At 67.2% G+C, this 24,224-nt stretch carries 14 protein-coding genes; 6 read left to right on the top strand and 8 right to left on the bottom strand.

Annotated elements, in window-relative coordinates:
* Positions 1-70: 70 nt before the first annotated feature.
* The 3 genes from EP7_RS17275 to budA all read right to left on the bottom strand — a co-directional run bounded on the left by EP7_RS17275 (position 71) and on the right by budA (position 6,443).
* Entirely contained in the window at positions 71-1,318 is a 1,248-nt protein-coding gene (locus tag EP7_RS17275; protein WP_463522912.1) for a hypothetical protein, read from the bottom strand.
* 532 nt (positions 1,319-1,850) lie between these two features.
* Positions 1,851-5,213: a hypothetical protein gene (locus EP7_RS17270; protein WP_463522910.1), complete on the bottom strand. Its 3,363-nt coding sequence runs from the start codon at positions 5,211-5,213 to the stop codon at positions 1,851-1,853.
* A gap of 417 nt (positions 5,214-5,630) precedes the next feature.
* Positions 5,631-6,443, bottom strand: coding sequence for an acetolactate decarboxylase (gene budA, locus EP7_RS17265; protein WP_463522908.1), 813 nt, complete (start codon positions 6,441-6,443; stop codon positions 5,631-5,633).
* 451 nt (positions 6,444-6,894) lie between these two features.
* Between budA and EP7_RS17260 the strand changes: the two genes are divergently transcribed.
* Positions 6,895-8,631 (top strand): amidohydrolase, encoded by a 1,737-nt coding sequence (locus EP7_RS17260; protein ID WP_463522906.1) that lies wholly within the window; start codon positions 6,895-6,897, stop codon positions 8,629-8,631.
* 132 nt (positions 8,632-8,763) lie between these two features.
* Here the strand turns inward: EP7_RS17260 and EP7_RS17255 are convergent, their stop codons facing one another.
* Together EP7_RS17255 and EP7_RS17250 are read right to left on the bottom strand one after the other, a co-directional pair.
* Entirely contained in the window at positions 8,764-9,489 is a 726-nt protein-coding gene (locus EP7_RS17255; RefSeq protein WP_463522904.1) for a hypothetical protein, read from the bottom strand.
* Between the two features lie 233 nt (positions 9,490-9,722).
* Positions 9,723-10,304 carry a TetR/AcrR family transcriptional regulator gene (locus tag EP7_RS17250; RefSeq protein ID WP_463522902.1) on the bottom strand — a complete coding sequence of 194 codons (582 nt, stop codon included), beginning with the start codon at positions 10,302-10,304 and terminating at the stop codon, positions 9,723-9,725.
* Positions 10,305-10,551: 247 nt separating this feature from the next.
* Here EP7_RS17250 and EP7_RS17245 point away from each other — a divergent pair, with 247 nt between their 5' ends.
* From EP7_RS17245 to EP7_RS17235, 3 genes are all read left to right on the top strand, one after another.
* The gene (locus tag EP7_RS17245) at positions 10,552-12,129 is read left to right on the top strand and encodes an efflux RND transporter periplasmic adaptor subunit (protein WP_463522900.1); all 1,578 of its coding nucleotides are present in this window, start codon (positions 10,552-10,554) and stop codon (positions 12,127-12,129) included.
* Between the two features lie 58 nt (positions 12,130-12,187).
* Positions 12,188-15,415, top strand: a complete 3,228-nt coding sequence (locus EP7_RS17240; protein ID WP_463522898.1) for an efflux RND transporter permease subunit — start codon at positions 12,188-12,190, stop codon at positions 15,413-15,415.
* Positions 15,416-15,658: 243 nt separating this feature from the next.
* The gene (locus EP7_RS17235) at positions 15,659-17,011 is read left to right on the top strand and encodes a hypothetical protein (protein WP_463522896.1); all 1,353 of its coding nucleotides are present in this window, start codon (positions 15,659-15,661) and stop codon (positions 17,009-17,011) included.
* 56 nt (positions 17,012-17,067) lie between these two features.
* Here the strand turns inward: EP7_RS17235 and EP7_RS17230 are convergent, their stop codons facing one another.
* The 3 genes from EP7_RS17230 to EP7_RS17220 form a co-directional block, all read right to left on the bottom strand.
* The gene (locus EP7_RS17230) at positions 17,068-18,015 is read right to left on the bottom strand and encodes a DUF1570 domain-containing protein (RefSeq protein WP_463522894.1); all 948 of its coding nucleotides are present in this window, start codon (positions 18,013-18,015) and stop codon (positions 17,068-17,070) included.
* A gap of 41 nt (positions 18,016-18,056) precedes the next feature.
* Positions 18,057-19,841, bottom strand: coding sequence for a lipopolysaccharide kinase InaA family protein (locus EP7_RS17225; protein ID WP_463522892.1), 1,785 nt, complete (start codon positions 19,839-19,841; stop codon positions 18,057-18,059).
* 91 nt (positions 19,842-19,932) lie between these two features.
* Positions 19,933-20,976, bottom strand: coding sequence for a glycosyltransferase family 4 protein (locus EP7_RS17220; RefSeq protein ID WP_463522890.1), 1,044 nt, complete (start codon positions 20,974-20,976; stop codon positions 19,933-19,935).
* A 287-nt stretch (positions 20,977-21,263) separates the two neighbouring features.
* Between EP7_RS17220 and rpsO the strand changes: the two genes are divergently transcribed.
* Both rpsO and pnp read left to right on the top strand, forming a co-directional pair.
* On the top strand, positions 21,264-21,533 hold the full coding sequence (gene rpsO, locus EP7_RS17215; protein ID WP_463522888.1) for a 30S ribosomal protein S15: 270 nt from the start codon (positions 21,264-21,266) through the stop codon (positions 21,531-21,533).
* A 368-nt stretch (positions 21,534-21,901) separates the two neighbouring features.
* Complete coding sequence (gene pnp / locus EP7_RS17210; RefSeq protein ID WP_463522886.1) at positions 21,902-24,166, top strand: polyribonucleotide nucleotidyltransferase; 2,265 nt, start codon at positions 21,902-21,904, stop codon at positions 24,164-24,166.
* Positions 24,167-24,224: the final 58 nt, after the last annotated feature.

Genomic DNA, 24,224 nt, shown 5'->3' with positions numbered 1-24,224 from the left:
GGTGCGCTGAAATCCCATGATCCGTCCGGATTGTCAAAGATCGGCACATTTCTGCGATGACGAGACGAATTCAGGCGGCCGGAACGTCAAAATGGCGGAACAATTCCGGGCGAATCGGCCGGGCCGCGACCAACGAGGGCCGCCCAAGCCGTCGATCGGGCCTAACCAACGGGCTCGCGGGCCGGACGGACGCGGCCTTCGCGGCGAATAGCCTAGCAAGCAGGCGTAAGCGGCCAGCCAGATGGCTTCGTTCGGCGAAACGACCTGGCCCAACGTTTTGGCTTCGTTCGGCGCAAATCGCGGTACCTGATCCCGGTCGGGGTTGCTCTCCCCGAGATGCGTGATCGCCCCGACCATGCGTCCGATCGGAATCGGGCATGGGGGCGGCGGGGTCGGGGTTGGGGGCGGGGCCGTCCGGATGCGGGACCGGATCGGGGGCGCACCAGATGGAGGATACCTGCCGGGGCCGCTCGACGTAGTCGTGGGTCATTGTCGGGACGGGCGCCGGCTTCTGGCGACCCTTGTGCAGCATGTCCAGCGCCCAACGCTGTCGGCGGAAGCTGGCCGTCTCGTACCGACGAAGCAGGACCAGCGTCGGGTCGTCGACGGCGATCAGGCCCATCGACGTCGCCTCGCGCAAGTCATCGTCGATCGCGTCGAGGGCCTCTTCACGGCGCATCAGCAGCCCGTCAATCTCGAACTCGACCAGCTCCCGCAAGTGGGACATCGGGGCATCGCCGTCGGTTGGATCGAGCGGGTTGTCCATCTCGCGGACCTCGGCGGAAACCCCCATTAAGTCCAGAGCCAGCGACCGCTGCGACTCATTCCAGTCCCCCGTCTTCTCCAGCACCTTGCCCAGCGCCCGCCAGCGGACCAGCATCCAGTCGCAGCCTGCCGAACTTGTCGACAGCTTGGACGCCACCTCATCCGGGCACCCCGCCAGCGTCTTCCCCAACTTCGCCGCCTCGGCCTTCCGCTCGTCGAGCCAGCACGCCCCGGCTCGCCGAGCCCGGACATCCCGCACCAGCCGCTCCTCGATCCGGCACCGATCGATCCGCACGCCCTCGATCGCGATCGTCTCGACCAGCCCCAGCTCGAACGCGTTCATCGGCCGCAGCGACGAGACCAACTGCTCGCCCCGCTCGCGGGCGGCCTGCGCCTCGTCCTCGGGGACGACCACCCCGGCGCCTGCCAGCCCGTGGATCAGGCTATTGCGCCGAGACCGCGCCTTGCCCTCCTCGGTCCTGGGCCCGGTGCTCTTCTGCGCGTTGCGGCGATTGGCGTCGATCCGGCGCTGGCTGCTCTCGGAATTGCCCATGGTGCTGCGTCGCTTCCTTGGGGTGCGGATTCAGGAGGTGTGCAAGCCTCGCCGACATCGGCGAAGGGCCCGGACCGCGCGGCCTCGCGCCAGTCATTCGGGCCTCTCCTCAAGAATATCCCTGAAGCGGGATATAATGCCCCAAGAAAATCGACAAATTCGGAAAAGAATTCCGGACCCCCATCTCGGCCCGGCAAAATCCCGCCCGCGTCCGGGCCTGGACGGGTCGAATTGTGCCCGGCCCTCGCGAATGCCAGCCCGGGCCTTACCCCCACCTCACTAAACCGGCGACGATGTCGCATCACCGCCGGACTCGGTTGAGGGGGGCAGATCAGGCCTTTTGCCGGAGATCATTCCGAACGCCATTAAGCTAAGCAAAAAGCTCTGCGCCATCAGGCGTTTTCGCAACTCGGCGCGAGCTGTCGTCATCTACATAAACTTCACTCGAGGCGAACGAGAGCGGCCGTCAGCCTTATCCACTCGTGCGAAACTCCGGGACGCGTCGTGCACCGGTCTCGCCGAGTCCGCTGGCTCAGATGTCCGGAAATTTGAAGGGATCCCCCGAGGTGCCACTGCCCATCTCGGCAGCCCAATGCGCCCGCAGGGCCAGGAGCAACTCTCGGAGGACTTGGGCGGCCGCTCCGCGCGTGAGCTGGTCCACGGCCTTCTGCCGGAACGCCAGGTAGGCCCCCCGCTCGGCGCGATGTTTGATTCGGATCTGGGCCGGGGTCGAGGTCGCCGGCGCCGGGGCCACGAGCGCGGACCCGGTGGCGGTGTTGTCCACGCCGTTGGTCTCGGGCTGGTTGGCACTCACCACCGCCGTGTTGATCAGCGTCCCGACCGAACCGGGCAGGACGGCGATCGTGAGCGTCCTCGCGGCCCCTCGGGCCAGGTTGCCGAGCCGGAAGGTCAGGACCCCTTCGTCCGGAACGGCCCCGCCCGTGGCCGAGATGAAGTCGACCCCGGCCGGCAGGGTATCGACCAAGGTCACGCCCATGGCCCGAACGCTGCCACGGTTGGAGACGGTGACCGTGTAGGTGAGCGGGCCACCGGCCAGCCGTATGGGCTGGGGCGAAGCGACCATGGAGACAGAAAGGTCGGTGGCGGGTGGCGCGGGGAAGTTGAAGGCCGAGATCGTCCGGGTCTTCGCCTCCAAGGCCCAGTGAGCCCGCAACGCGGCGAGCACGCGCCGGAGGGCTCGCTCCGCCCGGGCCCGGGCCGGGAGATCGGTGGGCCGGATCTGGCCCCGGAGGGCGCGTGCGTACGCGAGATAAGCCCGTCGTTCTTGATCCTGGTGGAGCTTTAGTTCGAGGGCCGACGCGAGGACGGGGGCGTTGACGAGCGTGACGGCCGCGGAGGCGTCGTTGGCCGCGTTAGGGTCGGTGATGTCGCCGACGACGTGGGCGGTGCCGATGAGCGACCCGACGACCGTGGGCCTCACGACGATGGTCACCGTCGCCGGGCGGTCGCCGATCGGGCCGATGACCGCCGTGACCGTCCCGTCCGCCTGCACGGCCATCCCGTCGCTGGTCGTCGCCGAGACGAACGTCGTGCCGGCCGGGACGGTGAAGGTCAGGCGCACGCCGGGGGCGGAGAGGGCGGGGCCGCGGTTGTTGACGGTGACCGTGTAGGTGAGGTCCGCCCCGATGAGGACCGTGGCCGGCGCGGCCACGGCGACCACTAGGTCGGAGACGGGGAGGACTGCGACGGGAGGGACGGCGACGGGAGGGACGGCGACGGGAGGGACGGCGACGGGAGGGACGGCGACGACCATCGCCTCCCGCGTGGCGGAGTTGTTCGATGGCGAGGGGTCGGACGCGGACGAGGCGACCATGGCTGTGTAGGAGATCCGCGCGCCGGCGGGGGTGCCGGCGGCGACGCGGAGGGACAACGTGAAGGTCGCGACACCGCCGACGGCAAGGGTCGACGCGGTCGCGGAGGTGGCGCCGGCGCCGCCGACGGCCGGTGCCGCCACCGTCCAGCCGGCCGGGGCGCTGAAGGAGATGAATGTTGTGCTGGCCGGGATCACGCCGGTCAAGGTCACGGACTCGGCGGCGTCGGGCCCGGTGTTGGTAACGACAATCGTGTAGGTCAGGACGTCCCCGGCTGCCACCGGATTCGGCGTTGCGGTCGCCTTGACGTCCAGGTCGGCGGCTGTGACGACTGGGGGCAGCAGCGGGGCGGGGGCGGAGAATGGACTCGTGGTGTCGGATGGGGAGGTCGCCGTCGCGGTGATGAGCGGCTGCGAGGCTACCGTGGGGAACGAGGCGGTGAATGCCCCGGTGCCATCCGCGCCGATGAGGACCTGCAACGACTTCACCGGGGTCTGGCCCTGGACGGTGAGGCCCTGCGTCGGGGTCGCGTTGGCGAATAGGTCGACCCGCATGGTCGTCCCGACGGCGCCTCGGGTCGTCCCCTGGACCAACGTATTGATGCCGGAGACCGCGGCCGACGCGAGGCTCGGGATCGCCGGGCCGAGGTCGGTGCTGCGGATGATGCCCGGGGCACCCCGGCCGTTGTCGTGGATCGAGTTCGCGACGATCAGGTTGCCCGTCTCGCCGCCCGGGACGATCACGGCCGAGTTCGAGCCGTTGAAGGCGATCGTGTTGCCCGCGATCGTGACGTTCCGCGTCGTCGCGAGGTTGAGGGAGATCCCGCCCGAATCCCCGCCGCCGAGGACCACCGTGCCGGCGCGGTCAGTGCCGATGAAGTTACCGCGGACGGCGGTCGGGGCCGTGAAATCGGCGCGGTATTCGAGCCTGATCGCCTGATCCGTGATGCCGCCGAACACGTTCCCCTCGCCGGCCTGAGCCCCGCCGATCGCGATCGGCAGCGGGTCGATCGTCGGCGATTGCGGTTCGCCCGGGAGGCGGGGGAGGATGGTGATGCCGTTACTCAGGCCCGAACCGCCGGCGCGGAAGGACGGCACGGCGGCCCCCGTGAGGTCGGTGCCGATGAGGTTGCCCCGGATGATGTGGCCGCCGTTGCCGTTGAGGGCCGAGCCGGGGGCTGGTCCCCCGAGCTTGATGAAGATCCCCGTGCCGTTGCCGCCCGAGATCAGGTTGCCCTCGCCGGCTCCGGCCCCGCCGATCCGATCGCCCGACCCCGACTCGATCAGGATACGGCTCGAACTCCCGAGAAGGCTGTTCTTGCCGGTGGCGTCGATGCCGAGGAAGTTGCCCTGGATGACGTTGTCCGAGGCCGGGAAGGTCGGGTTGAGCGGGACGTGGATGGGGGAGTTCAGGAGGTTCCGGTCTGCCGGGGCCACCCCGCCGATCGTGTTGTTCGACGACTGGAGGAGGACCGCATCGATGGCGGCCGGGCTCCGTGCCCCGCGATCCGAGCCGTCGGGGGTCGTGCCGATGTAGTTGCCGGCGATCGTGCTACCGCCGATGCTGGCCTGGAGGTTGATGCCCGTGGCGAACCCGTCGAGGATCAGCCCCCGCACGGTGCTCTGGCCGGCGGTCACCCGCAGGCCGTTGGACCCGAATCTCGGCTCGGACGGGACGATCTGGACCCTCAAGGTCGCGTTGTTCCCGAGCCCCGGGCCGTTGGTATTGGGGCTCGCGCCCGGTTGGGTGTAACCGTCGATCGCCAGCTCGTCGGTGATCGCCGGCAGGTCCGCCGCCAAGACGATCGTCCGCACGTCTACGCCGGCGATGTTGAAGGCAATGGTGTCCAGTCCCGGGCTGCCCGCCGCGGCGTCGCCGGAGACGTCGTCGGTGTTGGCCGCCGTGATCGCCTCGCGTAGCGTGACGATCCCGTCCGCGGCGATCGTATCGCCGGTTCCGGTCACGGTGATCGTCGCCAGCAGCCGGCGGGCCTCCAGTGATTCCACATGAAGACGAGGGGAAGTCCACGCACGGCGTCGCTGGGGCTGGGAGGGGCGACGCATGCGGATCTCCTAAGAAGGGGACGCCCACTTGCCCGAGGGGCGACTTGTCTCGCGGGAGTCGGAGCAAGCTGAGCAGACTCTAACGCGCAAATGAACTAAACGACGAATCAATTTTGAATGAGATCGCTTCGGCTCAAGTATGGAGGGTAAATGGGGACATTCGACCTTTTTGAAGAGGCCCCGCCTTCATGGGGCTGGGCGGGGAAAAGTCGAATGGCCCTCCTGGGCCACCACTGAATAGCGTCCCTAATTCGGGATTAACCGTGTTGAGAGATCGCACAATTTCAGAAAAAATTCCGGAAGAGGGGAAAAGGAGACATTCTACTTTAATAAAGTGAGCCCGCCCACCTGGGGCAGGCCAAAGATCGCATCGATTCCCGGCCGGCATGTCCCCTTCCCATCCTCTCCGGCTCAATCTCAATCGCGTTCGCCGCCGCGTGAGCTTTCCACTCGCTTCACCTCGCGTCGGAGGTCCTGGCCCAGGTCCTCGGCGTTGAAGGCTGGGGAGGGGTCGAGCTTGAGCAGCCAGTCGGGGCAGACGGCGAATTTCACCCGGGCCTGGGCGAACTTGCAGTCGAGGACGTGGCCGCCGATGGTGCGGTCGTCGGTGAGGAAGTGCCAGTGGTAGCCGGGGACATTCAGGCCGGCGACCCAGGCGGGGGAGCGGATGCCGATCATCGTGCCGGTCTTTGTGGTGTGGGTCCACATTGACTGGCTCTTGGCGACCTCGGCCAGGGGCTTGTAGGGGGGCTCCTGGCGATGGACGCTGCGCAGGGTGATGGAGTCGAATCGGCCGTCGATCCGGATGGCGACGAAGTTGTTCTTCTGCGGCAGTGCGTCGTCGAGGTGGGCGTCGAGGGCTTCGAGGGTGGGGACCTGCTGGCAGGGGAAATTGCCGTCCTCGGAGAACGGGGTGATGACCGCGAAGGGGGTGGAGCGGTCGGGGGGCACGGCGGCGACCTTGCCATCGCCGCGGACCTGGTAGGCCTTGCCGTCGAGGATGGTCAGCTCGCCGTCGAGGTGGTCGAGCGTCCCGACGCCGAAATCGCCGTGGCGGAGCAGTTCGGGGATCGGCATCAAGCCGTCGTAGCGGCCGACCATCAGGGCGTTGATGACGGAGACCTGCGTGATCGTGTGCGGGGCCGGGGGTGCGGCGGATCGGTCCGGGGCGCAGGTGGTCAGGGCTAGGGTGGCCAGGCACAGGAACGGCTTGAGCAGATGCCGGATCATGGCGCGCTTTCTTCGAAGGTCCGGCCGGACGCGATCGACCGTCTTGATCGCGGGGGAGCGGCGACTTCCGGCCGCCGCCCATCACGCCATCGGCGCGACCCGATCTTGCAACCTTAGGATCTGCCGGCCGGTTGTCCAGACTGCTCCCTTCGCCGGCGTCGCTCGAACTTCCCCCGCTCGCCATGGGAGAAATGATGGCGGAGGTCGATGGAATTCCGTCGCATTCGCGAAGTTCGATCCCGTGACCAGGGCCCCCGCCCGGCCGTCGGGCTAGTTCATGTGGCGAAGGAGGGTGGCATGCCCGCCCTTCCCTGTGCCCCTTGGTTCCTTGGATTGCGGCCGGATCCCCTGAAGATGTCGCGGGACGGACCCTTCGGTTATGATCCGGCTGATGGTCCCGGAGGGGGGCGGCCGGGCCGCTTCTCGGCAGAGTTCGCCCCGAGTCTCTCCCATGGCGACGCCTCGCACCGTCTCGTGTCTCGCCGCCCTGCTCGTGTCGCTCTGCCTCTGCGGCGCGGCCGATGAGGCGGACCTGATCCTGCACAACGGCAAGGTCGTCACGGTCGACGGCGCGTTCTCGATCCGCCAGGCCCTGGCCGTCAAGGGGGACCGCCTGCTACGCGTCGGCACCGACCAGGAGGTCCTCAAGACCCGAGGGCCGGCCACCAAGGTGGTGGATCTCGGGGGGAAGATGGTGCTGCCGGGGCTCATCGACTCGCACACGCATCCGGCGGAAGCGAGCATGATCGAGTTCGACCACCCGGTGCCGGCGATGGAGACGATCGCGGATGTGCTGGCGTATATCGGCTCGCGGGCCAGGGCGCTCGGGCCCGAGAAGTGGGTGGTGGTCAAGCAGGTGTTCATCACCAGGCTTGCTGAGCAACGCTACCCCACCCGCGACGAGCTGGACAGGGCCGCTCCGGCCAACCCGGTGCTGTTCGCGACGGGCCCCGATGCGTCGCTCAATACGCTGGCCTTGAAGCTCAGCGGGATCGACGCGAACTTCAAGCCCGAGGGGCCGGGCAAGGTCGAGAAGGACCCGAAAACCGGCGAGCCGACGGGCATCCTCCGCAACCTCACGCGATATGTGAAGGCAACGCCCTCGGAAGGGAAGCCCACCGAGGAAGATAAGGACAGGCGACTGCTGGAGCTGTTCAGGGATTACAATTCCGTCGGCCTCACCTCCGTGATCGACCGCGACGCCGCCGACGAAGATATCGACCGGTACTCGCGGTTGCACGAGGCCGGCGAGCTGTCGGTGCGTCTGGGGATTTCCAGGCATGTCGAGAACCTGGGCCCACTCGACGCGATCGTCGCCGAGATCCGCAAGACGGCCGAGCACCCGCTACGCAGGGGGGGAGACAGGCTGCGGATCGTCGGGGTGAAGGCCTATCTGGACGGCGGGATGCTGACCGGAAGCGCCTTCATGCGCAAGCCCTGGGGAATTAGCAAGATCTACGCGATCGACGATCCGACGTATCGCGGGGTGCTGTTCATCCCCCGCGAACGGCTGGTGCCTATGGTCCGGGCCGCCGTGGAGTCGGGGCTCCAGTTCACCGCCCACAGCGTCGGCGACGGTGCCGTGCATGCGCTGCTCGACGCTTATGAAGAGGTGAACAAAACGACGCCGGTGGCACCGACCCGGCCGTGCGTCACGCACTCGAACTTCATGAGCCGCGAGGCGATCGACCGGGCCGCGAAGCTGGGAGCCGTCGTCGACATCCAGCCCGCCTGGCTCTACCTCGACACCAGGACGCTCGCCGCCCAGTTCGGCGTCGACCGCCTCCGCTATTTCCAGCCCCTGCGCAGCCTGTTCGAGGCCGGGGTGACCGCCGGCGGAGGCTCCGACCACATGCAGAAGATCGGCTCACTCCGATCCATCAACCCCTACAACCCATTCCTGGCCATGTGGGTCGCGGTCTCGCGCCGGGCGAAAGGCTACAACGACCGGCTCCACCCCGAGGAGGCCCTGAGCAGGGAGCAGGCGATCCGCTTCTACACAATCAACAACGCCCGCCTGCTGTTCCTGGAAGACCGGATCGGCTCGCTCGAAGCGGGCAAGAAGGCCGACTTCGTGGTGATTGATCGCGACCTGCTGAGCTGCGATGAGGATGAGATCCGGGAGACTCGGGCCTTGAGCACTTACCTGGATGGAACCTGCGTGTTCGGACCACGGGCCGGAGAATGATCGATGGGTGGAAAGGCTGCCTCACCAAGGTAAGTGAGGCCCTGTTGATCGAGGATCGTTCAACGCCGGATTCGCATTGAAGGCGAAGGCCGCGAGGAATGACGCACACCTGCTCGTAAACCGGTCGCACCCTCAGCAGGCCTGACGCGGCGAAACGCGTGACCAACGTCGATAGGCCAAGATGAGAGCGAGCGGCACGAAGGCGACGATCACGGCTGGCTCGGGCACGGGATCGGGCCGGAGAGAGGCATAGAAGACGGTATAACCGCTCGCATTCACCTTCACCGATTCCGGCAAGATCAATCGATCGATGGGGAACGGATTCGGGAGATTCGGGTCGACGATGTAAGGGATATGGAGATCCTCGCGAAATCGTTTGGCTATATCAAAGGGAGTGGGCGGCTCGTAGGTTGCAAGGACGTCAGATGTCCCGTCGTTCCAGAAGGTGCCGTTGAGATGGCCGCGGATCAGGACGCCATCCGAGGCCGGGCCGGTGACGGTGTAGTCGTAGTGGTACCCCGGCGGGGAGCTCGGAGCTCCGATCCTCGGGAAAATCGAGAAGGAGAAGGGAACGTGATCATAAACGGCAATCGGCCCCACCGGGGTCGGGTAGGATCCGACAGACGACCTGTTGACCCAGCCGAGCGGGACCTGCTCCTGGGCCCAATCGTCCTCGTTCGAACCGCCGATGTTGCTGCTCCACATCACCATGTCAGAAACCCGCGAGGGGTAGTCGATATGACCGTAAGACATGTATTGATTGTTCAGGGTTGAGGCAGACGCATATTTCGACATCGCGAACGGGATCACCGCGATGCCAGAACAGATGATGGCAAGTCTTACAATTCCCATTTTCATCGACAATCTCCGGACATCCGTGCATCGGTGATGTTTCGCGTTCACGGGGTCATATGGGAGATCGACACTCTCGTCAATCCGAGCTTCGTTAAAAATTCCTGATCATCGGAGAGGGATTCTCACGGTACACACCCGCACTCCTCGCCGAGCTTCGGGGCGTCCCAGCCTTTGGTGATGACCCGATAGGCGGCGTGGCCTTGGCGTATCATCTCGGCCGACTCCGGGAATGAGTTCTATTCTTCTTCGCCAACGCACGTCTGCAGCATCTCGACGAGCATATTTACCAGCCCTTCACGGTCGGCCGTAGTAAGGACATCGACGTGGATGAGCTCGTCCAGCGTGGCGAAGCCGGTGAGCTGGGCGGCGATGAGGGCGGCGCGGGCCTCGGCGTGGGAGCCGCCGAGTTTCTGGGCGAGGGGTTGGATAAAGTTTTGATTGATCTTTGATTTGAGCAGGACGGCGGCGTGGGGCTCGGTGGCGGAGCGGAGGAGGAGGAGCAAGGTGGTCTGGCCTTGTTCTCCGTGGCCGTAGACGGCGCGGCGGGCGATGCGGCGGGGGAGGTCGGCTCGGGGGCCGTCGAAGAGGTCTCCGACGTCGAAGGAGCGGTCGATGACCTGGGCGTAGAGGCCTTCCTTGGAGGCGAAGTAGCGGTTGACCAGGGCGGCGGTGACTCCGGCGTCGCCGGCGATCTCGCGGACCCCGGAGCGCTCGTAGCCCTGGGACGCGAACCGCCGGGTGGCCGCCGCCAGGATCGACTCGCGCGTTGCGGCGGCCGAGCGCTTCCTGGGTACGGTGGTCCCGGCCCCGTCTTCCATCGACGTTCCCCGCGGTTGACTCACGTTGGCACGGACTCAAAGTAAACACAGGTTGACTTCCGCCGTCAACCGGAACTATCTTGTGTCAACGGCCGTTGACTCGGATTCTAGGTGCGCCGACGAGGCCCCGACACGCGGGTTGAGTCGGTCTCCCCTGTCACGGGTCGCCCTGCCCGAGGTTCCTCGGTCGGCGCCGGCGGCCCGGACGCCCCCACTTCACGGACGGCATCTCAGAATGCCGCGGACGATGCGCACACACACCCGGATCCCGGCCGCACGCGTGGCCTGCTTCGCCCTGGCCGCCGCCTCGACCCTGCTGGCCGGGTGCCGCAAGCCGGCCGAACAGGTCGCGCCGCCTCCTCCGCTGGTGGGGATCGTGGACTCGCGGCGGATGAGCGTGCCGGTGCTGAGCGAGAACACGGGGACCACGCGTGCGCTGGAGGAGGTCTCGATCCGGGCGCGGGTGCGGGGGTTCTTGCTGGAACGGCACTTCGATGAGGGGTCGTACGTCAAGAAAGGGGACCTGCTGCTGGTCATCGACGAGCTGCCCTACCAGGTCGCGCTCAGCTCGGCGAAGGCGAAGCGGTCGGAGGCCGAGGCCTCGGTGACGAAGGCGGAGAAGTCGAAGATCCGCGAGGTCTCGCAGTCGCAGCTGGCGCTCGACCAGGCGCAGCTAACCCTGTCGGTGATCGAGGAGCGGAGGGCCAAGGCGCTGCTTGCCCGCAGCGCGGGGTCGCGCGAGGACCTGGACAAGGCCGAGGCCGATCGCAAGAAGAACGAGGCGCAGGTCGAGGCGAGCATGGCCAACGCCGAGCAGGCCAAGGCCGACTACGAGGTGGGCTTGCTGTCGTCGAAGGCCATGCTGGAGGCCGCCAACGCGGCCGTGAACGACGCCCAGCTGAACCTGGGGTACTGCCGGATGTACTCGCCGATCGACGGCCGGATTGGCGAGTCGAAGGTGAAGGTGGGCAACCTCGTCGGCCCCGACGCCAGCAGCGGCGGCGGGAGCTATACCGAGCTGGCGAACATCCAGCAACTGGACCCGATGGGCCTGGACGTGCGCGTCAGCTCGAGGTCGCTGGAGCGGGCCACCCGCCTGATCCGCGATGGCCTGCAGGTGCATCTGACGGTGCCGGGCATGAACGGGCCGCAGGAGTACCCCTACCCGGGGGTCTCCTACTTCATCGACAACACGATCGACCCGACCACCTCGACGTTCCTGGTCAAGGCGCGCGTGCCCAACCCCGAACGGTCGCTACTGCCGGGCGAGTACGTGACCATCAAGGCGGTGGTCGACCGCCTGGTCGATACCGTGGTGGTGCCCGAGATGGCGGTCATGGAGACCGAGGGGGGCCCGACCGTCTACTTCGTGGACAAGGACGGCAAGGTGGCCATCCAGAAGGTCATCGCGGGCCAGTCCTTCGAAGGGATCCGCGTGATCCTCTCGGGCCTCGAAGCAGGGGTCCCGATCATCGTCCAGGGCCTCCAGCTGATCCGCCCCGGGATGCTCGTGAAGACGGAGCCCGCCGTGCTGCCCAGGCCCGTCCGCAGCGCCACCGGCGGAGCCGAGCCGAAGCCGGCCACGCCGCCGACAGAGGCGACCGGAGCCCCTAAGCAGGCCGAAACGCCGAAGCAGGCCGAAACCCCGAAGCAGGCCGAGGCCCCGAAGCAAGCCGAGGCCCCGAAGCAAGCCGAGGCCCCGAAGCAAGCCGAGGCCCCCGAGCCGGCCGAAGCTCCGAAGCAGGCCGAGGCCCCCAAGCCGGCCGAAGCTCCGAAGCAAACCCCCGAGGCCGCACCCGGGCAGGCCGCACGGCCGCAGAATTGACGGAGACCACGCCGCACCGTTGACGCCCGACCCATCCATCAATGAGCCCGTTGCCCCCATGGTCAATTTCTTCATCGGTCGGCCAATCTTCGCCACCGTGCTCTCACTGCTGATGGTCCTGATTGGCGGGATCTGCGCCTTCCTGCTGCCGATCGCGCAGTATCCGCAGATCGCGCCGCCGCAGATCCAGATCACGACGACCTACACCGGGGCCGACGCGATCACGGTGGCCGAGACGGCGACGACGCCGATCGAGCAGCAGATCAACGGCACGAAGGGGATGATCTACTTCGGCTCGGATAGCACGAGCAACGGCGTGGCCAACATCTTGGCGACGTTCGAGGTCGGCTACTCGCAGGACATCGCCGCCGTCGACATTCAGAACAAGGTGCAGACGGCCACGCCCACCTTGCCGCCGGAGGTGAAGCAGTACGGCGTGTCGATCAAGAAGACGTCGACGGACATCGTCTGCGTGGTCAACCTGGTCGATAACTCGGGCAAAGGGCTCTACGACGCCAACTTCCTGGACAATTACGGCCAGATCTACATCGCCGACTCGATGAAGCGGATCAAGGGGGTCAGCGACGTCGTCGTCTTCGGCCGCAAGTATGCCATGCGGATCTGGCTCGACCCGAACCGGATGGCCGAGATGAAGGTGCCGCCGACGGAGGTGATCCTGGCCATCCAGCAGGAGAACCTCCAGGCCGCCGCCGGCAAGATCGGCGGGGCGCCCGTGCCCGAGGGGCAGGCCTTCGAGTTCCCGATCACCGTGAAGGGGCGGCTCACCAAGGTCTCCGAGTTCGAGGAGATCATCGTCCGCCGCAAGGACGACGGCTCGGTCGTCCGGCTGAAGGACCTGGCCCGCGTCGAGCTGTCGTCGGAGAACTTCGAGTCGTCGGGCCGCCTCGACGGCAAGCCCGCCGGCGCCATGCCGATCTACCAGTATGCCGACGCCAACGCCCTCTCGATCGTCGAGCAGGTGAAGACCCAGATGGACCGGCTGTCGAAGAGCTTCCCCGAGGGGCTCGAATACCGGATCGCCTACGACACGACCAAGTATGTCGAAGAGAACATCGACGAGGTCGTCCACACGCTGATCGAGGCGTTCATCCTGGTCATGCTCGTGGTGTTCCTGTTCCTCCAGGGGTGGCGGGCGACGATCATCCCGATGCTGGCGATCCCGATCTCGCTGATCGCCACGTTCTCGCTGATGGCAATCTTCGGGTTCTCGCTGAACTCCCTGACGCTCTGCGGCCTGGTGCTGGCGATCGGCCTGGTGGTGGACGACGCGATCATCGTGGTCGAGAACGTCGAGAAGTTCCTGGAACGCGGTTTCAAGCCGCTGGCCGCCACGCGGGCGGCGATGGCCGAGATCACGACTCCGATCGTGACCATCACGCTGGTTCTGGCGGCGGTCTTCGTGCCGGTGGCGTTCATCCCGGGGATGACGGGCCGGTTGTACAACCAGTTCGCCATGACGATCGTCTTCTCGTTCCTGTTCTCGTCGTTCAACTCGCTGACGTTCAGCCCGGCGATGTCGCGCCTGTTCCTGAAGCCCAAGCACGGCGAGGCGAAGTTCTTCCTCTTCCGCTGGTTCAACGCCGGGATGCGCTACCTGGAGAACTCGTACGACTCGATCCTCGACCTGACGGCGCATCACTGGTGGATGATCGTCGTGCCATCGCTCGGGCTGCTGGCGCTGACGGGCTGGATGATCATGGAGCGGCCCAAGTCGTTCATCCCGACGGAGGACCAGGGGTACCTCATCGTCGCCATTCAGACACCCGACGGCACCAGCCGCGAGGTGACCGCGCGGGTGGTGTCACGCGTCGAGGATCTTTGCAGGGAGCTGCACGGGGTGCATCATACTGTCACCCTGGACGGCCTGAACGTGCTGAGCGGCACGAACCAGACGAACTCCGGCATCATCTTCCTGCCGCTGGAAGAATGGTCGGAGCGGAGGACGCCCGAGTTGAGGGCCGCCGCGCTGACGCAGCAGTTGCAGGGCATGATCTCCGCGAAGATTCGCGACGCCGTCGTCCTGGTGCTCCAGCCGCCGCCGATCCGCGGCCTGAGCCAGACGGGCGGCTTCGAGATGATGCTGGAGGACCGCGCGGGCAGAGGTGTGCAGGCGCTCCAGACCGTGATCGACCAGTTCCAGGCCAAGGCCCGCCAGCGCCCCGAGCTTGCCGGCGTGTTTTCGACCTTCTCGGCCCGCGTGCCGCAGCTCAAGTTCGAGCTGGACCGGACCAAGGCCCGCCGCCTGGACGTGCCCATCTCCGACGTCTTCGCCGTGCTCCAGACGAACCTGGGTGCCTACTACGTCAATGACTTCAACCTTTACGGGAAGGTCTGGAAGGTCTTGATGCAGGCCGAGGGCGCGGTCCGCCGCACGCCCGAGGACATCCAGCGGCTGTACGTGCTCAATCGCAAGGGGGAGAAGGTCCCGTTCAGCTCGCTGGGAGAGGTCAGGTACGCGCTCGGGCCGATCGACGTCCCTCATTACAACCTGTACGCCGCGGCCAAGGTGAATGGCGGTCCCGCGCCGGGGTTCAGCTCGGGCCAGGCCCAGGCCGCCATGGAAGAGGTCGCCGCCTCGGTCTTGCCGGAGGGGTTCGGCTATGAGTGGACCGGCACCACGTTCCAGGAGCAGCAGACGGGCAACCTTTCGACCTACATCTTCGCTCTGTCGGTGGTCTGCGTCTTCCTGTTCATGGCCGCCTTGTATGAGAGCTGGATCAGGCCCACGGTCATCATCCTGACGGTGCCGCTGGCCATGTTCGGCGCCATCGTCGGCCTCTGGCTCTACGACATGCCGCTTGACGTTTTCGGCCAGATCGGTCTGGTCATGCTCATCGGCCTGGAGACCAAGAACGCGATCCTGATCGTCGAGTTCGGCGTCGAGATGCGCGAGAAGCACGGGATGGGGATCATTGAGAGCGCCAAGGCGGCCTCGCGAGAACGGCTCAGGCCGATCTTGATGACCTCGTTCGCCTTCGTCATGGGCGTCTTGCCGATGGCGAGGGCCACAGGCGCCGGAGCCTACAGCCGCAACTCGCTGGGCATCGTCATCGCCTTCGGCATCGGCGTGAGCACGGTGCTCGGCCGATTCGTCATCCCGATCTACTACGTCCTCGGCGAGCGGATCATCGACTACTTTGCGGCCATGCGCCCGAAGGATGAGGAAGATGATGCGAGCGAGGAAGGCCACGCCCGGCCGAACGCCGAGGCAGCAACCAACGGGCCGGCGACCCCTCCGCCCGCGACTCCGGCCCTCGGCCATTGATCGACGAAATCAACTCGCTGCGGAAACGGGCCCTTCCTTCATCGGAGGGGCCCGGTTTCGTTGATGGACCGCCGAACTGGCCGCGGCCCGGCCGGGGGAGGAGACATCGGAGTTGGCAAGCGTTTGGCCTGAGTGACCTGGTGATCCGAAGAGGATGAATTCCTTGAACGGACGGTTTCAATCGATTACTTTTATCCAGACCTCCCATTATCACCAGGACACCCCAACGACGAGGACTCTTCCATGCCCGATCATCGACGCGGTTTCGCCAAGGGATCTCAGCGCCCCGAGCGCCACTCGTCGCGGGTCAAGTTGGAGCTGGAACGGCTGGAAGGGCGCGTCGTCCCGGCGATCATCCTGCCCTTGGCGCAGGCCGGCGGGTTGATTGGCCCGAGTCTGTTGGGCCAGGCCTCGGGGATCAATGCCGAGGCCGCCACGCTGACGCTCACGCCGACCACGCTCCCCCCCGCCCAGGTGTTGGCCTCTTATAGCCAGACGATCGTCGCCACGGGAGCGACGGGCGACGTCTTCTTCTCGGTCGCCTCCGGCGAGTTGCCCGCAGGCCTCCAACTGTCGCCCTTCGGCAATCTCATCGGCAGGCCACTCTTCGCGGGCGACGTCAACTTCGTGATCTCGGCCGTCGACAGCGTTGGGGCGACGGGCTCGATTCCCTACACGCTCACGATCCAGCCGCAGGTCCTGCCCAGTGTGACGTTGTCGGTGTCCGGCAGTCCCACGCAAGTCCTCCCCGGCCAGAATCTGACGTACACGATCACGGTCACCAACAACGGCCCGTCTGACGCCTTCGGCGTGGCGATCGCCAACACCCTGCCCGTCGGCGTTGCGTACGTCTCGGCCATCACCACCCAGGGGACGGTGTCGGTGTCGTCGAGCATGGTGTCGGCCGACATTGGCCTCATGCCGGCCAACACCTCCCAGACGTTGACGATCGTGGCCCTGCCCCTCGCCTCGGCCGCGGGCCAGACCGTCGTCAATTGGATCGAGGTGTCGGTCGGCGGAGGCGATTCGGACCCGAATAACAATTCGGCCGCAATCAGCACGCAGGTGCTGCCCGTGCCCCCGCCCACGGTCTCGAATCTGGCCCGATACGGATATCACTACTATCCGACCCGCCTGGTCGTGTCATTCGATCGGCCCATGGACGCGTCGACCGCCGGCGCCACCTCGAATTATCAGCTGATCAACCTGGGGCCCGACCGCAAGCTGGGCACGCATGATGACCGGGTCGTGCCGATCGTCGCCGCGACGTACTCGGCCGCCAACTCGTCGGTGACGCTCGCCCCACGCACCCGACTGGCGCTGCACAACCGGCTGTATCAGCTCGTCGTGCTGGATTCGGTGAAGAGTGCCGACGGGGTTGCGCTCGACGGCGTTGGCGACGGCCTGCCCGGCAGCAATTACGTGCGGACCTTCGGGCAGAACATCCTGCAAGGGAAGGTGCCGCCACAGGAGACGACCGCCAAGAAGGTGGCCGCGAAGGCCACCGCCAAGCCCAAGGTCGCCGCGACCGGATATCCCGGCGGAGCAGCCCGCCATGCGTTGCTGTTGAGGGCCAGGCCCATCTCGAAGGGCTGACCAAAAACGCCCGCCGCCCCGGGGACGTCCCCGGGGCGGCGGGCGTACGCTTCATTTCATCGCGCGGGCTCGTCGTCGCGGCCGAAGATCCTCCCCAGCCAGGGGAAGAACGAGCGGCGGCGGGCGGGCTCGCGCTCGACCTTGAGGGTGTCGCTCTGAGATCGGACGGAGACTCCGCCCGAGGCCAGGGTCGAGGCGGGGACCTTTTCGACCTTGGAGAGGTAGTCGAGCAATTCGCCCGCGAGCTGGGGCTGGGGCTCTCCGGGGCGGGCGGAGAGCGGGGTGGGTTGGCGCCTGGCCTGGACGTCGCGGAGATAGTCGCCCAGGCGTGCGCGGTCGGCGGCCGGGCCGTTGATGAGGTAGTGCACCCAGGCCCAGCTCTCGCTGTATTCCTTGGGGGTCATCTCATCGATCTGGCCCAGGGATTCGAGACGCGGGAGGTCGGGCTCCCAGCCGGTGCTGGCCAGCTCCTTCAGCCGCGCCAGATGCTCGGGGTGGAGCCTGGATCGCTGCGAGGGGGGCTCGAAGTACTCGGCCAGTCCCTCGTCGAGCCAGAGGGGGAGATCGCCGACGGAGGCGTGCAGCAAGGCGTGGGTGGCCTCGTGCCGGAGGTCTTCCTCGATGTGTTCATTGAGGAAGGCGTAGATGATCCGCCGGCCTCCCCTGGCCAGGAAGAAGGCCCGGCGCGGGGGTAGCTCGGGGAAGTGGATCGAGAGGAACTTCAGGTAGTCCTTCTTGTCGTCGAGGATGAAGATCTCGACCGGCCCGGTGATCTGATCCTGGCCCAGCCCGAGGGTGGTCTCGACCTCGCCTTGCAGGTGGGTGAGCTGGCCGATGACGGGGTGCTCGGCGGAGATGGGGAACTGGCTCGACACGACGTAGGGGCCCGTGCGCAGCTGGTACCGCGTGGGGAGCAGGGCCGGCCCTCGGTCGCCCATGACCGAGCAGCCCGAGAGTCCGATGAGGGGGAGGATCGCCAGGATCCCCCAGCTTCGTCGTGTCATGGTGTCCCTCCCTGGATGCCGGCTCGCGTCGATGGGTCGAATCAGCTGATGGGTCGATTCCGCCTGCGGTTCTGCTCGATCTTGGCCTTCGACGCGGCGAAGACCTCTCGCCAGAGCGCCTTCCATTCGTCGCCCCGGGCCCTGGCCTCGGGGCGATAGGTCAGCAGGAAGCGGAGGATGTCGGAGCGGGTGCCGCCAGGCATCTCGCGCAGGCTGAGGTAGACACGGGCGAGATTCTGGACCCGGCGGTCCCTGGGCAGCGGATGGCTGAGCCGGACCCCGACCAGGTCGATCAGGCTCAGCTCGAACCGGCCCGTCTCGCCGTCGACCTTCACCAGGATGTTCTCGGATTTCAGGTCGCGGTGCGACAGCGAGCGCTCGTGGAGCGTCCGCATCAGCAGTGCCAGCTCGCGCAGGAGCCGGCGTCTGGTCGCGACCTGCTCCTCGGCCCCGAGGGTGGGCAAGACCTGGCAGACGTAGGCGCCCAGGGTGACGGTGTCCTCGGCCTTCACCACGGCGTGATAGGTCGTCTCGGCGGCGCGGAGCCGCCTGAAAAGGCCTCGACCGGGGGACTTGCTGAGGTAGACCAGATTCTGAGGCGTGGGCAGGGCCCGGCTGACCAGGTGCTGGGCAGCCTGCCAGGCCCGCCAGGCCCGCGAGGGGCGCACCAGGTTGAGGATCGCTTCGAGCCGCTTCTTGGGGTTGAACCGCTTGTAAATCACGCGGGTCGGACGGCCCAGCACCGTCATCTCGGTCTCGATGACCGTGGTGGTGCGAGAGTCCTTGATCAACCTCGACTTGGGCGAGCGGAACGGCGCCTCGGGGTCGGCGAGCAGGGCCCGCAGGTCGGCCGGGTCGAGGTCGCGCGAGGCGATGGCGTGGGTCGAGGCCTGCTTGTCGCTGCCGACGGTGAAGTACTTGTTCGACCCCCGGCAGCGTCGGCCCCAGCGCCTCCAGAGGCGTTCGGCCCAGTCACGGGTGGCCCCTTCGATCTCGCGGGCGAAGGCCCGGTCGTCGGACTCCGGCGTCTGCCTGGCTTCCAGGTAGGCCTTGAGGAACCGCCTGCGGTCGGTCTTCGCCGAGCGGAGCCAGAAGTAATGGTTCAACAGCGCCAGGTTGTCGCGCGAGGCGCCCCGATTCAGCGGCACTCGTGCGGTGCGCAGGGCGTCCAGGTCGATCATCGCCAGTTCGATGCGGTCGCCGGTGCCGCGACGGACGAGGATGTTTCCGGGGTGGAAATCGAGGTGGACGAGCCCGGCGTCATGCAGCCTCGCCGTGAGGATTCCCAGCGCCTGGGCCAGCTCGCGAGCCATCGTGGCGCGCTGCGGCAGCGAGACGGAGGGAAGCTCACGCTCGACGAACTCGTCGAGGGGGATGGCCCGGTCGATCGCGTGGGTGACGAGGTAGTTCTCGAAGAGGAACCGCCGCTTGCGCTGCTCGCCCAGGGCGATGGGCGTGATGGTGGGGATGCCCAGGGCTTCCAGGGCCGAGGCCCTCCTCCCCTCGTTGCGCCCCTTGCCGCGGCGGAACCACTGGCGAAGGATGGCGCGGAAGTCGGGGACGAGGAAGTGCTTGATGAAGACGACCCCCTCGGGGAGGTCGGCCCGATAGACGACCCGGTGGGGGCCCGTCTTGATGGTGGTGAGCGAATCCGACCGGCGCCACTCGTCGAGCCTGAGCCCGTCGGGGCCGATGAGCACCGGGCCCCACTCGGGCTTGAACCACCAGCCAACCTGGCCGGCCCTGCGCCATTGCCAGGCGGGGGCCTGGAACAGGGCGTCCCGGCCTTCTTCCTGTTCGAGCGTGGTTCGGGTCGCCTCCGGCATCAGCCCCATCCTTGTCCGCCGACGGCGGCCATCCTGTGCCGCCCCGCCCCGCGTTTCCGTCGCCGCCCGCGACGACGCAATTCTTCAGCCTTTATGACGCTCGAGATGCCGCCGCCAGGGGTCGGCCCGCGACAGATGCGGGACGGCCCGTCAACGCGCCGACGAACTCACCCGACCAGCCTTCGACCGAGTAGGAGGCCTCGACGGAGGCGCGACCCGCCCGGCCCATCGCCTCGCAGAGATCCGGCGATCCGGCCGCCTCGCGAACCGCCGCCACCCACGAATCGTCGTCTTCGACCAGCCAGCCGTTCCGGCTTGGCTCGACCATCCGGGCCTGGACGCCCACCGGGTTGGCGATGACGGCCAAACCCGCCGCCTGATACTGGAGCACCTTGAGGCCGCACTTGCCGCGGCTCCAGGGGTCGTCCGGCACCCAGGCAACCCCGACGTCGCCCCGTGCCAGTTCGGCCCCTTCGGTCTGTTCGGCCCATGCGACGTCGACGACCGGCAGCGGGTCGAACCTCGGGAATCGGTCGCAGATGACCCGGAACCTGGCGGACGGGACCGACCGGCCGACTCGTCGCCAGAGGTCGGCCTTCGACTCGATCCCGCGCAAGGTGCTGGAGGAGCCGATCCAGGTCAGGTCCAGCCCTTCCGTTCGCGGCCGATCGAAGGCGACCGGATAGGCCGAGGGCTCGACGCAGGTGGGGATCACCCGGACGCGGCTCGGGCTCGCGCCGGCCTCGATGGCGGCCTCGGCCAGGAAGGCGTTGCCGGCGATGAGGAGATCGGCCTCGCGGGCGATCCGGGCGAACCTGCGGGCGCGTCGCGGGCAGTTAGGTCCGCGCGGGTCGTAGGAGTCGCGGAGGAAGACGGCGTCGTCGAAGTCGAAGACGAGTCGTCGGGCCTGACGGCGGAGGAGTGCCCACTGCCAGCCGCTGAGGAGCTTGCGCTGGAGCAGGACGACATCGGGCCGGGCTGCACGGGCCAGCTGGCCGGCGCGGGCGAACGGCTGCCGCTCCAGGCCGGCGATGTCGACGTCGCAGTGGGCCCGTTCCAGGGCCGGCAGGAAGGGCCGGATCCGGTAGCGGCAGCAGACGTGATCGGGCGTTTCAACGAGGGCCAAGGCCTGCATTCCGTCCTCCTGACGGGAACCACGCCGGGGTCTCTCGCGGGGACTATAGCCCGACCCGGCAACCCTTGCCAACGCCAATCTTGCGTCGATCGCGGCGGCGGGCTCGACGCGGCCGTTCGACGGGGGACAAGGGGGGCGAGCCGGGGAGGCCGGGGCGGCGACGATCGGGGAAAGGGGCGAGTAGGGATTGAATTCGAGTCATCGATCGTCTACGATCTGCGTCTTCAAGCGTACGAGTTCCGACACAAAGACGGCTCCGAATCAGGCCGGTGGCAGTGGGGCGTGCGATGGCGATCACGAAGGAGAAGAAGCAGACGATTATCGGCGACTTTGGCCGGGCGGAAGCCGATACCGGCTCGCCTGAGGTCCAGATTGCGCTCCTGACGGCGCGGATCGTGGACCTGACGGGTCACTTCAAGGCGCATAGCAAGGATCACGCCAGCCGCCGTGGGCTGCTGATGATGGTCTCCAAGCGGTCGAGCCTGCTGAAATATCTGCGGCTGCACAACCGTAAGAGCTACCTTGAGCTGATCAGCCGGCTGGGTATCCGCAAGTAATCGTCGAAGACGGGTCGGGGCGCTTCTCATCCCCTTCATCCGGGGTGGGCGGCCCGCCACCGCTCTCTTTGTATTTCGGTTGGTGCGATGGGCCCGCCTCGTGCGGGCCTTCCTTCATGGATCGCCCAGTCTCCGTCTCTTATGCACCTCCTCCCTGTCTGCCGCGACGGCACCCTGAGCCCTAGCGCACCGATGCATCCATCCCGTGCCAACACCTGTCGCGATGTCGAGCCGGAGTTTCTCTCGGCGAGGCCTCGCGTGTTCGCGCGCCTGGAGCTAGGGCGAAGAGTCTCGGTTGCTGGGGGGGTCCGACGTCGGGCCGATGCCCCATCGCGGACCCCACCTCGCCACGGCCGAGGACACTGTAGATGAGTAGCGCCTCCTCGTATCCGGGCCGCAAGCCCGTCACCGTCGAACGGACGATCGGCGGTAAGACCGTCTCGATCGAGACCGGACGATTCGCCAAGCAAGCCAGCGGCGCCGTCGTCGTCCGACTGGGCGACACGATGAGCCTGGTGGCCACCGTGTCCGGCCCCGGCCGTGAAGGCCTCGACTTCTTCCCGCTCACCGTCGACTACCGAGAGAAAGTGTACTCGGCGGGCAAGTTCCCCGGCGGCTTCATCAAGCGTGAGGGGCGGCCCACCACCAAGGAAGTCCTCACCTCGAGGCTCATCGACCGGCCGATCCGGCCCCTCTTCCCCGAGGGCTACCGCGAAGAGGTCCAGATCCAGTGCGGCCCGATCTCGGCCGACCGCGAGAATGACGCCGACGTCCTCTCGATCAACGGTGCCAGCGCCACCCTGCTGCTGGCCAAGGTCCCCTTCATGGGCCCCATCGGCGCCATCCGCCTGGGCCGGGTCGAGGGCAAGTACATCGTCTTGCCGACCGCCACCGAGATGAAGGACAGCGACCTCGACCTGATCGTCGCCAGCACCGACTCGACCATCGTGATGATCGAAGGCTTCGGCCACGAGATTCCCGAAGCCGAGATGCTCGACGCGATCATGGAGTGCCATCGCCTCAACCAGGAGATGATCGGCCTGCAGACCGACCTGCTCGCCGCCCTGGGCCTGCCCGCCTACGTGAAGCCCAAGCCGGTCCAGGACCCGCTGAAGGCCGACCTGTATGGCCGGTTCGCGCACGACCTCAAGGCCGCCAAGGCCATCCACGGCAAGCAGGACCGCAACGCGGCCGTGAAGGACCTGCTCAAGGTCGCCCTCGCCGAGTTCATCTCGGTCGAGAACCCCAAGCCCGAGATGACCCCCGCGCGGGTCAAGTCGGCCTTCCACGGCATCGAGGAGCGGATCGTCCGCGAGATGATCCTCGACGGCATCCGGCCCGACGGCCGCGGCCCCCGCGACCTGCGGATGATCACGTCCGAGGTCGGCATCCTCCCCCGCGCCCACGGCTCGGCCATCTTCCAGCGCGGCGAGACCCAGGCGCTGGTGACCACCGTGCTGGGCACCACCGGCGACGAGCAGCGGGTCGACGGCATCGCCGAGGAGTACACCAAGAAGTTCTACCTCGACTACAACATGCCGTCGTTCGCCGTCGGCGAGGTCCGGCCCATCCGCGGGCCCGGTCGTCGCGAGATCGGCCACGGCATGCTGGCCGAGCGCTGCGTGGCGCCGATCCTGCCGCCCGCGTCGAAGTTCCCGTACACGATCCGCCTGATCAGCGACATCCTGGAGTCCAACGGCTCCAGCTCGATGGCCAGCGTCTGCGGTGCCACCCTCAGCCTGATGGACGCCGGCGTGCCGATCCACGACCCGGTCGGTGGAATTTCCATCGGCCTGGTCCAGGATGACGCCACCGGCAAGTTCGTCCTGCTCACCGACATCATCGGTGACGAGGACCACTTCGGCGACATGGACTTCAAGGTCGCCGGCACCCAGAACGGCGTCACCGGCATCCAGCTCGACCTGAAGAACCTCGGGATCACCGAGCCGATCGTCCGCGGCACGCTGGAGCAGGCCCGCGAGGCCCGCCTCGAGATCATGCGGACCATGCTCCGCTCGATCAAGAAGCCCCGCGACTCGATCTCGGTGAACGCCCCCAGGCTGATCCAGATCCAGATCAACCCCGACAAGATCGGCCTGGTCATCGGGCCGGGCGGCAAGACGATCCGTCGCCTGCAGGACGAGACCGGCGCCAAGATCGACATCGAGGACAGCGGCATCGTCACCCTCTCGAGCCCCACGGCCGAAGGGGCCGAGGCCGCCCGCGACAAGATCCAGGCGATGACCGAAGGGGCCAAGGTCGGCGGCATCTACGAAGGCCGAGTCTCTTCGATCAAGGACTTCGGCGCGTTCGTCGAGATCCTGCCCGGCAAGGACGGCATGGTCCACATCAGCGAGCTGTCCAACGGCTACGTCGGCTCCGTGACCGACATCTGCCGCGTGGGCGACACGATGCTCGTGAAGGTCATCGCCGTGGACGATCAGGACCGCGTCAAGCTCTCGCGCAAGGCCGCCCTGGCCGAGCGTGGGATCGAAGACCCGCTCGGCGGTGCCGTCCGGCCCCCCGGTAGCGGCATGGGCGGCGGCCCCGGCGGGCCTCCTCCCGGCGGCGATCGCGGTGGCCCCCCTCGTCGCCCCCCCGGCGACCGCGGCGGGCCGCCCCGGCGCGACTGAGTTGCCTTCCGCGGACCTCCGAGGCTGAAACTCGGGCTCGGAGGCCGAGATCGATGAC

It is taken from the genome of Isosphaeraceae bacterium EP7 (assembly GCA_038400315.1).
Lineage (GTDB): Bacteria > Planctomycetota > Planctomycetia > Isosphaerales > Isosphaeraceae > EP7.
This window is presented reverse-complemented; position numbering and strand designations above follow the sequence as displayed.

Excerpts from the sequence above, each read along its gene's own strand:
- EP7_RS17275 (WP_463522912.1), bottom strand. The coding sequence starts at position 1,318 with ATGGGCAATTCCGAGAGCAGCCAGCGCCGGATCGACGCCAATCGCCGC.
- EP7_RS17270 (WP_463522910.1), bottom strand. The coding sequence starts at position 5,213 with ATGCGTCGCCCCTCCCAGCCCCAGCGACGCCGTGCGTGGACTTCCCCT.
- budA (WP_463522908.1), bottom strand. The coding sequence starts at position 6,443 with ATGATCCGGCATCTGCTCAAGCCGTTCCTGTGCCTGGCCACCCTAGCC.
- EP7_RS17260 (WP_463522906.1), top strand. The coding sequence starts at position 6,895 with ATGGCGACGCCTCGCACCGTCTCGTGTCTCGCCGCCCTGCTCGTGTCG.
- EP7_RS17255 (WP_463522904.1), bottom strand. The coding sequence starts at position 9,489 with ATGAAAATGGGAATTGTAAGACTTGCCATCATCTGTTCTGGCATCGCG.
- EP7_RS17250 (WP_463522902.1), bottom strand. The coding sequence starts at position 10,304 with ATGGAAGACGGGGCCGGGACCACCGTACCCAGGAAGCGCTCGGCCGCC.
- EP7_RS17245 (WP_463522900.1), top strand. The coding sequence starts at position 10,552 with ATGCGCACACACACCCGGATCCCGGCCGCACGCGTGGCCTGCTTCGCC.
- EP7_RS17240 (WP_463522898.1), top strand. The coding sequence starts at position 12,188 with ATGGTCAATTTCTTCATCGGTCGGCCAATCTTCGCCACCGTGCTCTCA.
- EP7_RS17235 (WP_463522896.1), top strand. The coding sequence starts at position 15,659 with ATGCCCGATCATCGACGCGGTTTCGCCAAGGGATCTCAGCGCCCCGAG.
- EP7_RS17230 (WP_463522894.1), bottom strand. The coding sequence starts at position 18,015 with ATGACACGACGAAGCTGGGGGATCCTGGCGATCCTCCCCCTCATCGGA.
- EP7_RS17225 (WP_463522892.1), bottom strand. The coding sequence starts at position 19,841 with ATGCCGGAGGCGACCCGAACCACGCTCGAACAGGAAGAAGGCCGGGAC.
- EP7_RS17220 (WP_463522890.1), bottom strand. The coding sequence starts at position 20,976 with ATGCAGGCCTTGGCCCTCGTTGAAACGCCCGATCACGTCTGCTGCCGC.
- rpsO (WP_463522888.1), top strand. The coding sequence starts at position 21,264 with ATGGCGATCACGAAGGAGAAGAAGCAGACGATTATCGGCGACTTTGGC.
- pnp (WP_463522886.1), top strand. The coding sequence starts at position 21,902 with ATGAGTAGCGCCTCCTCGTATCCGGGCCGCAAGCCCGTCACCGTCGAA.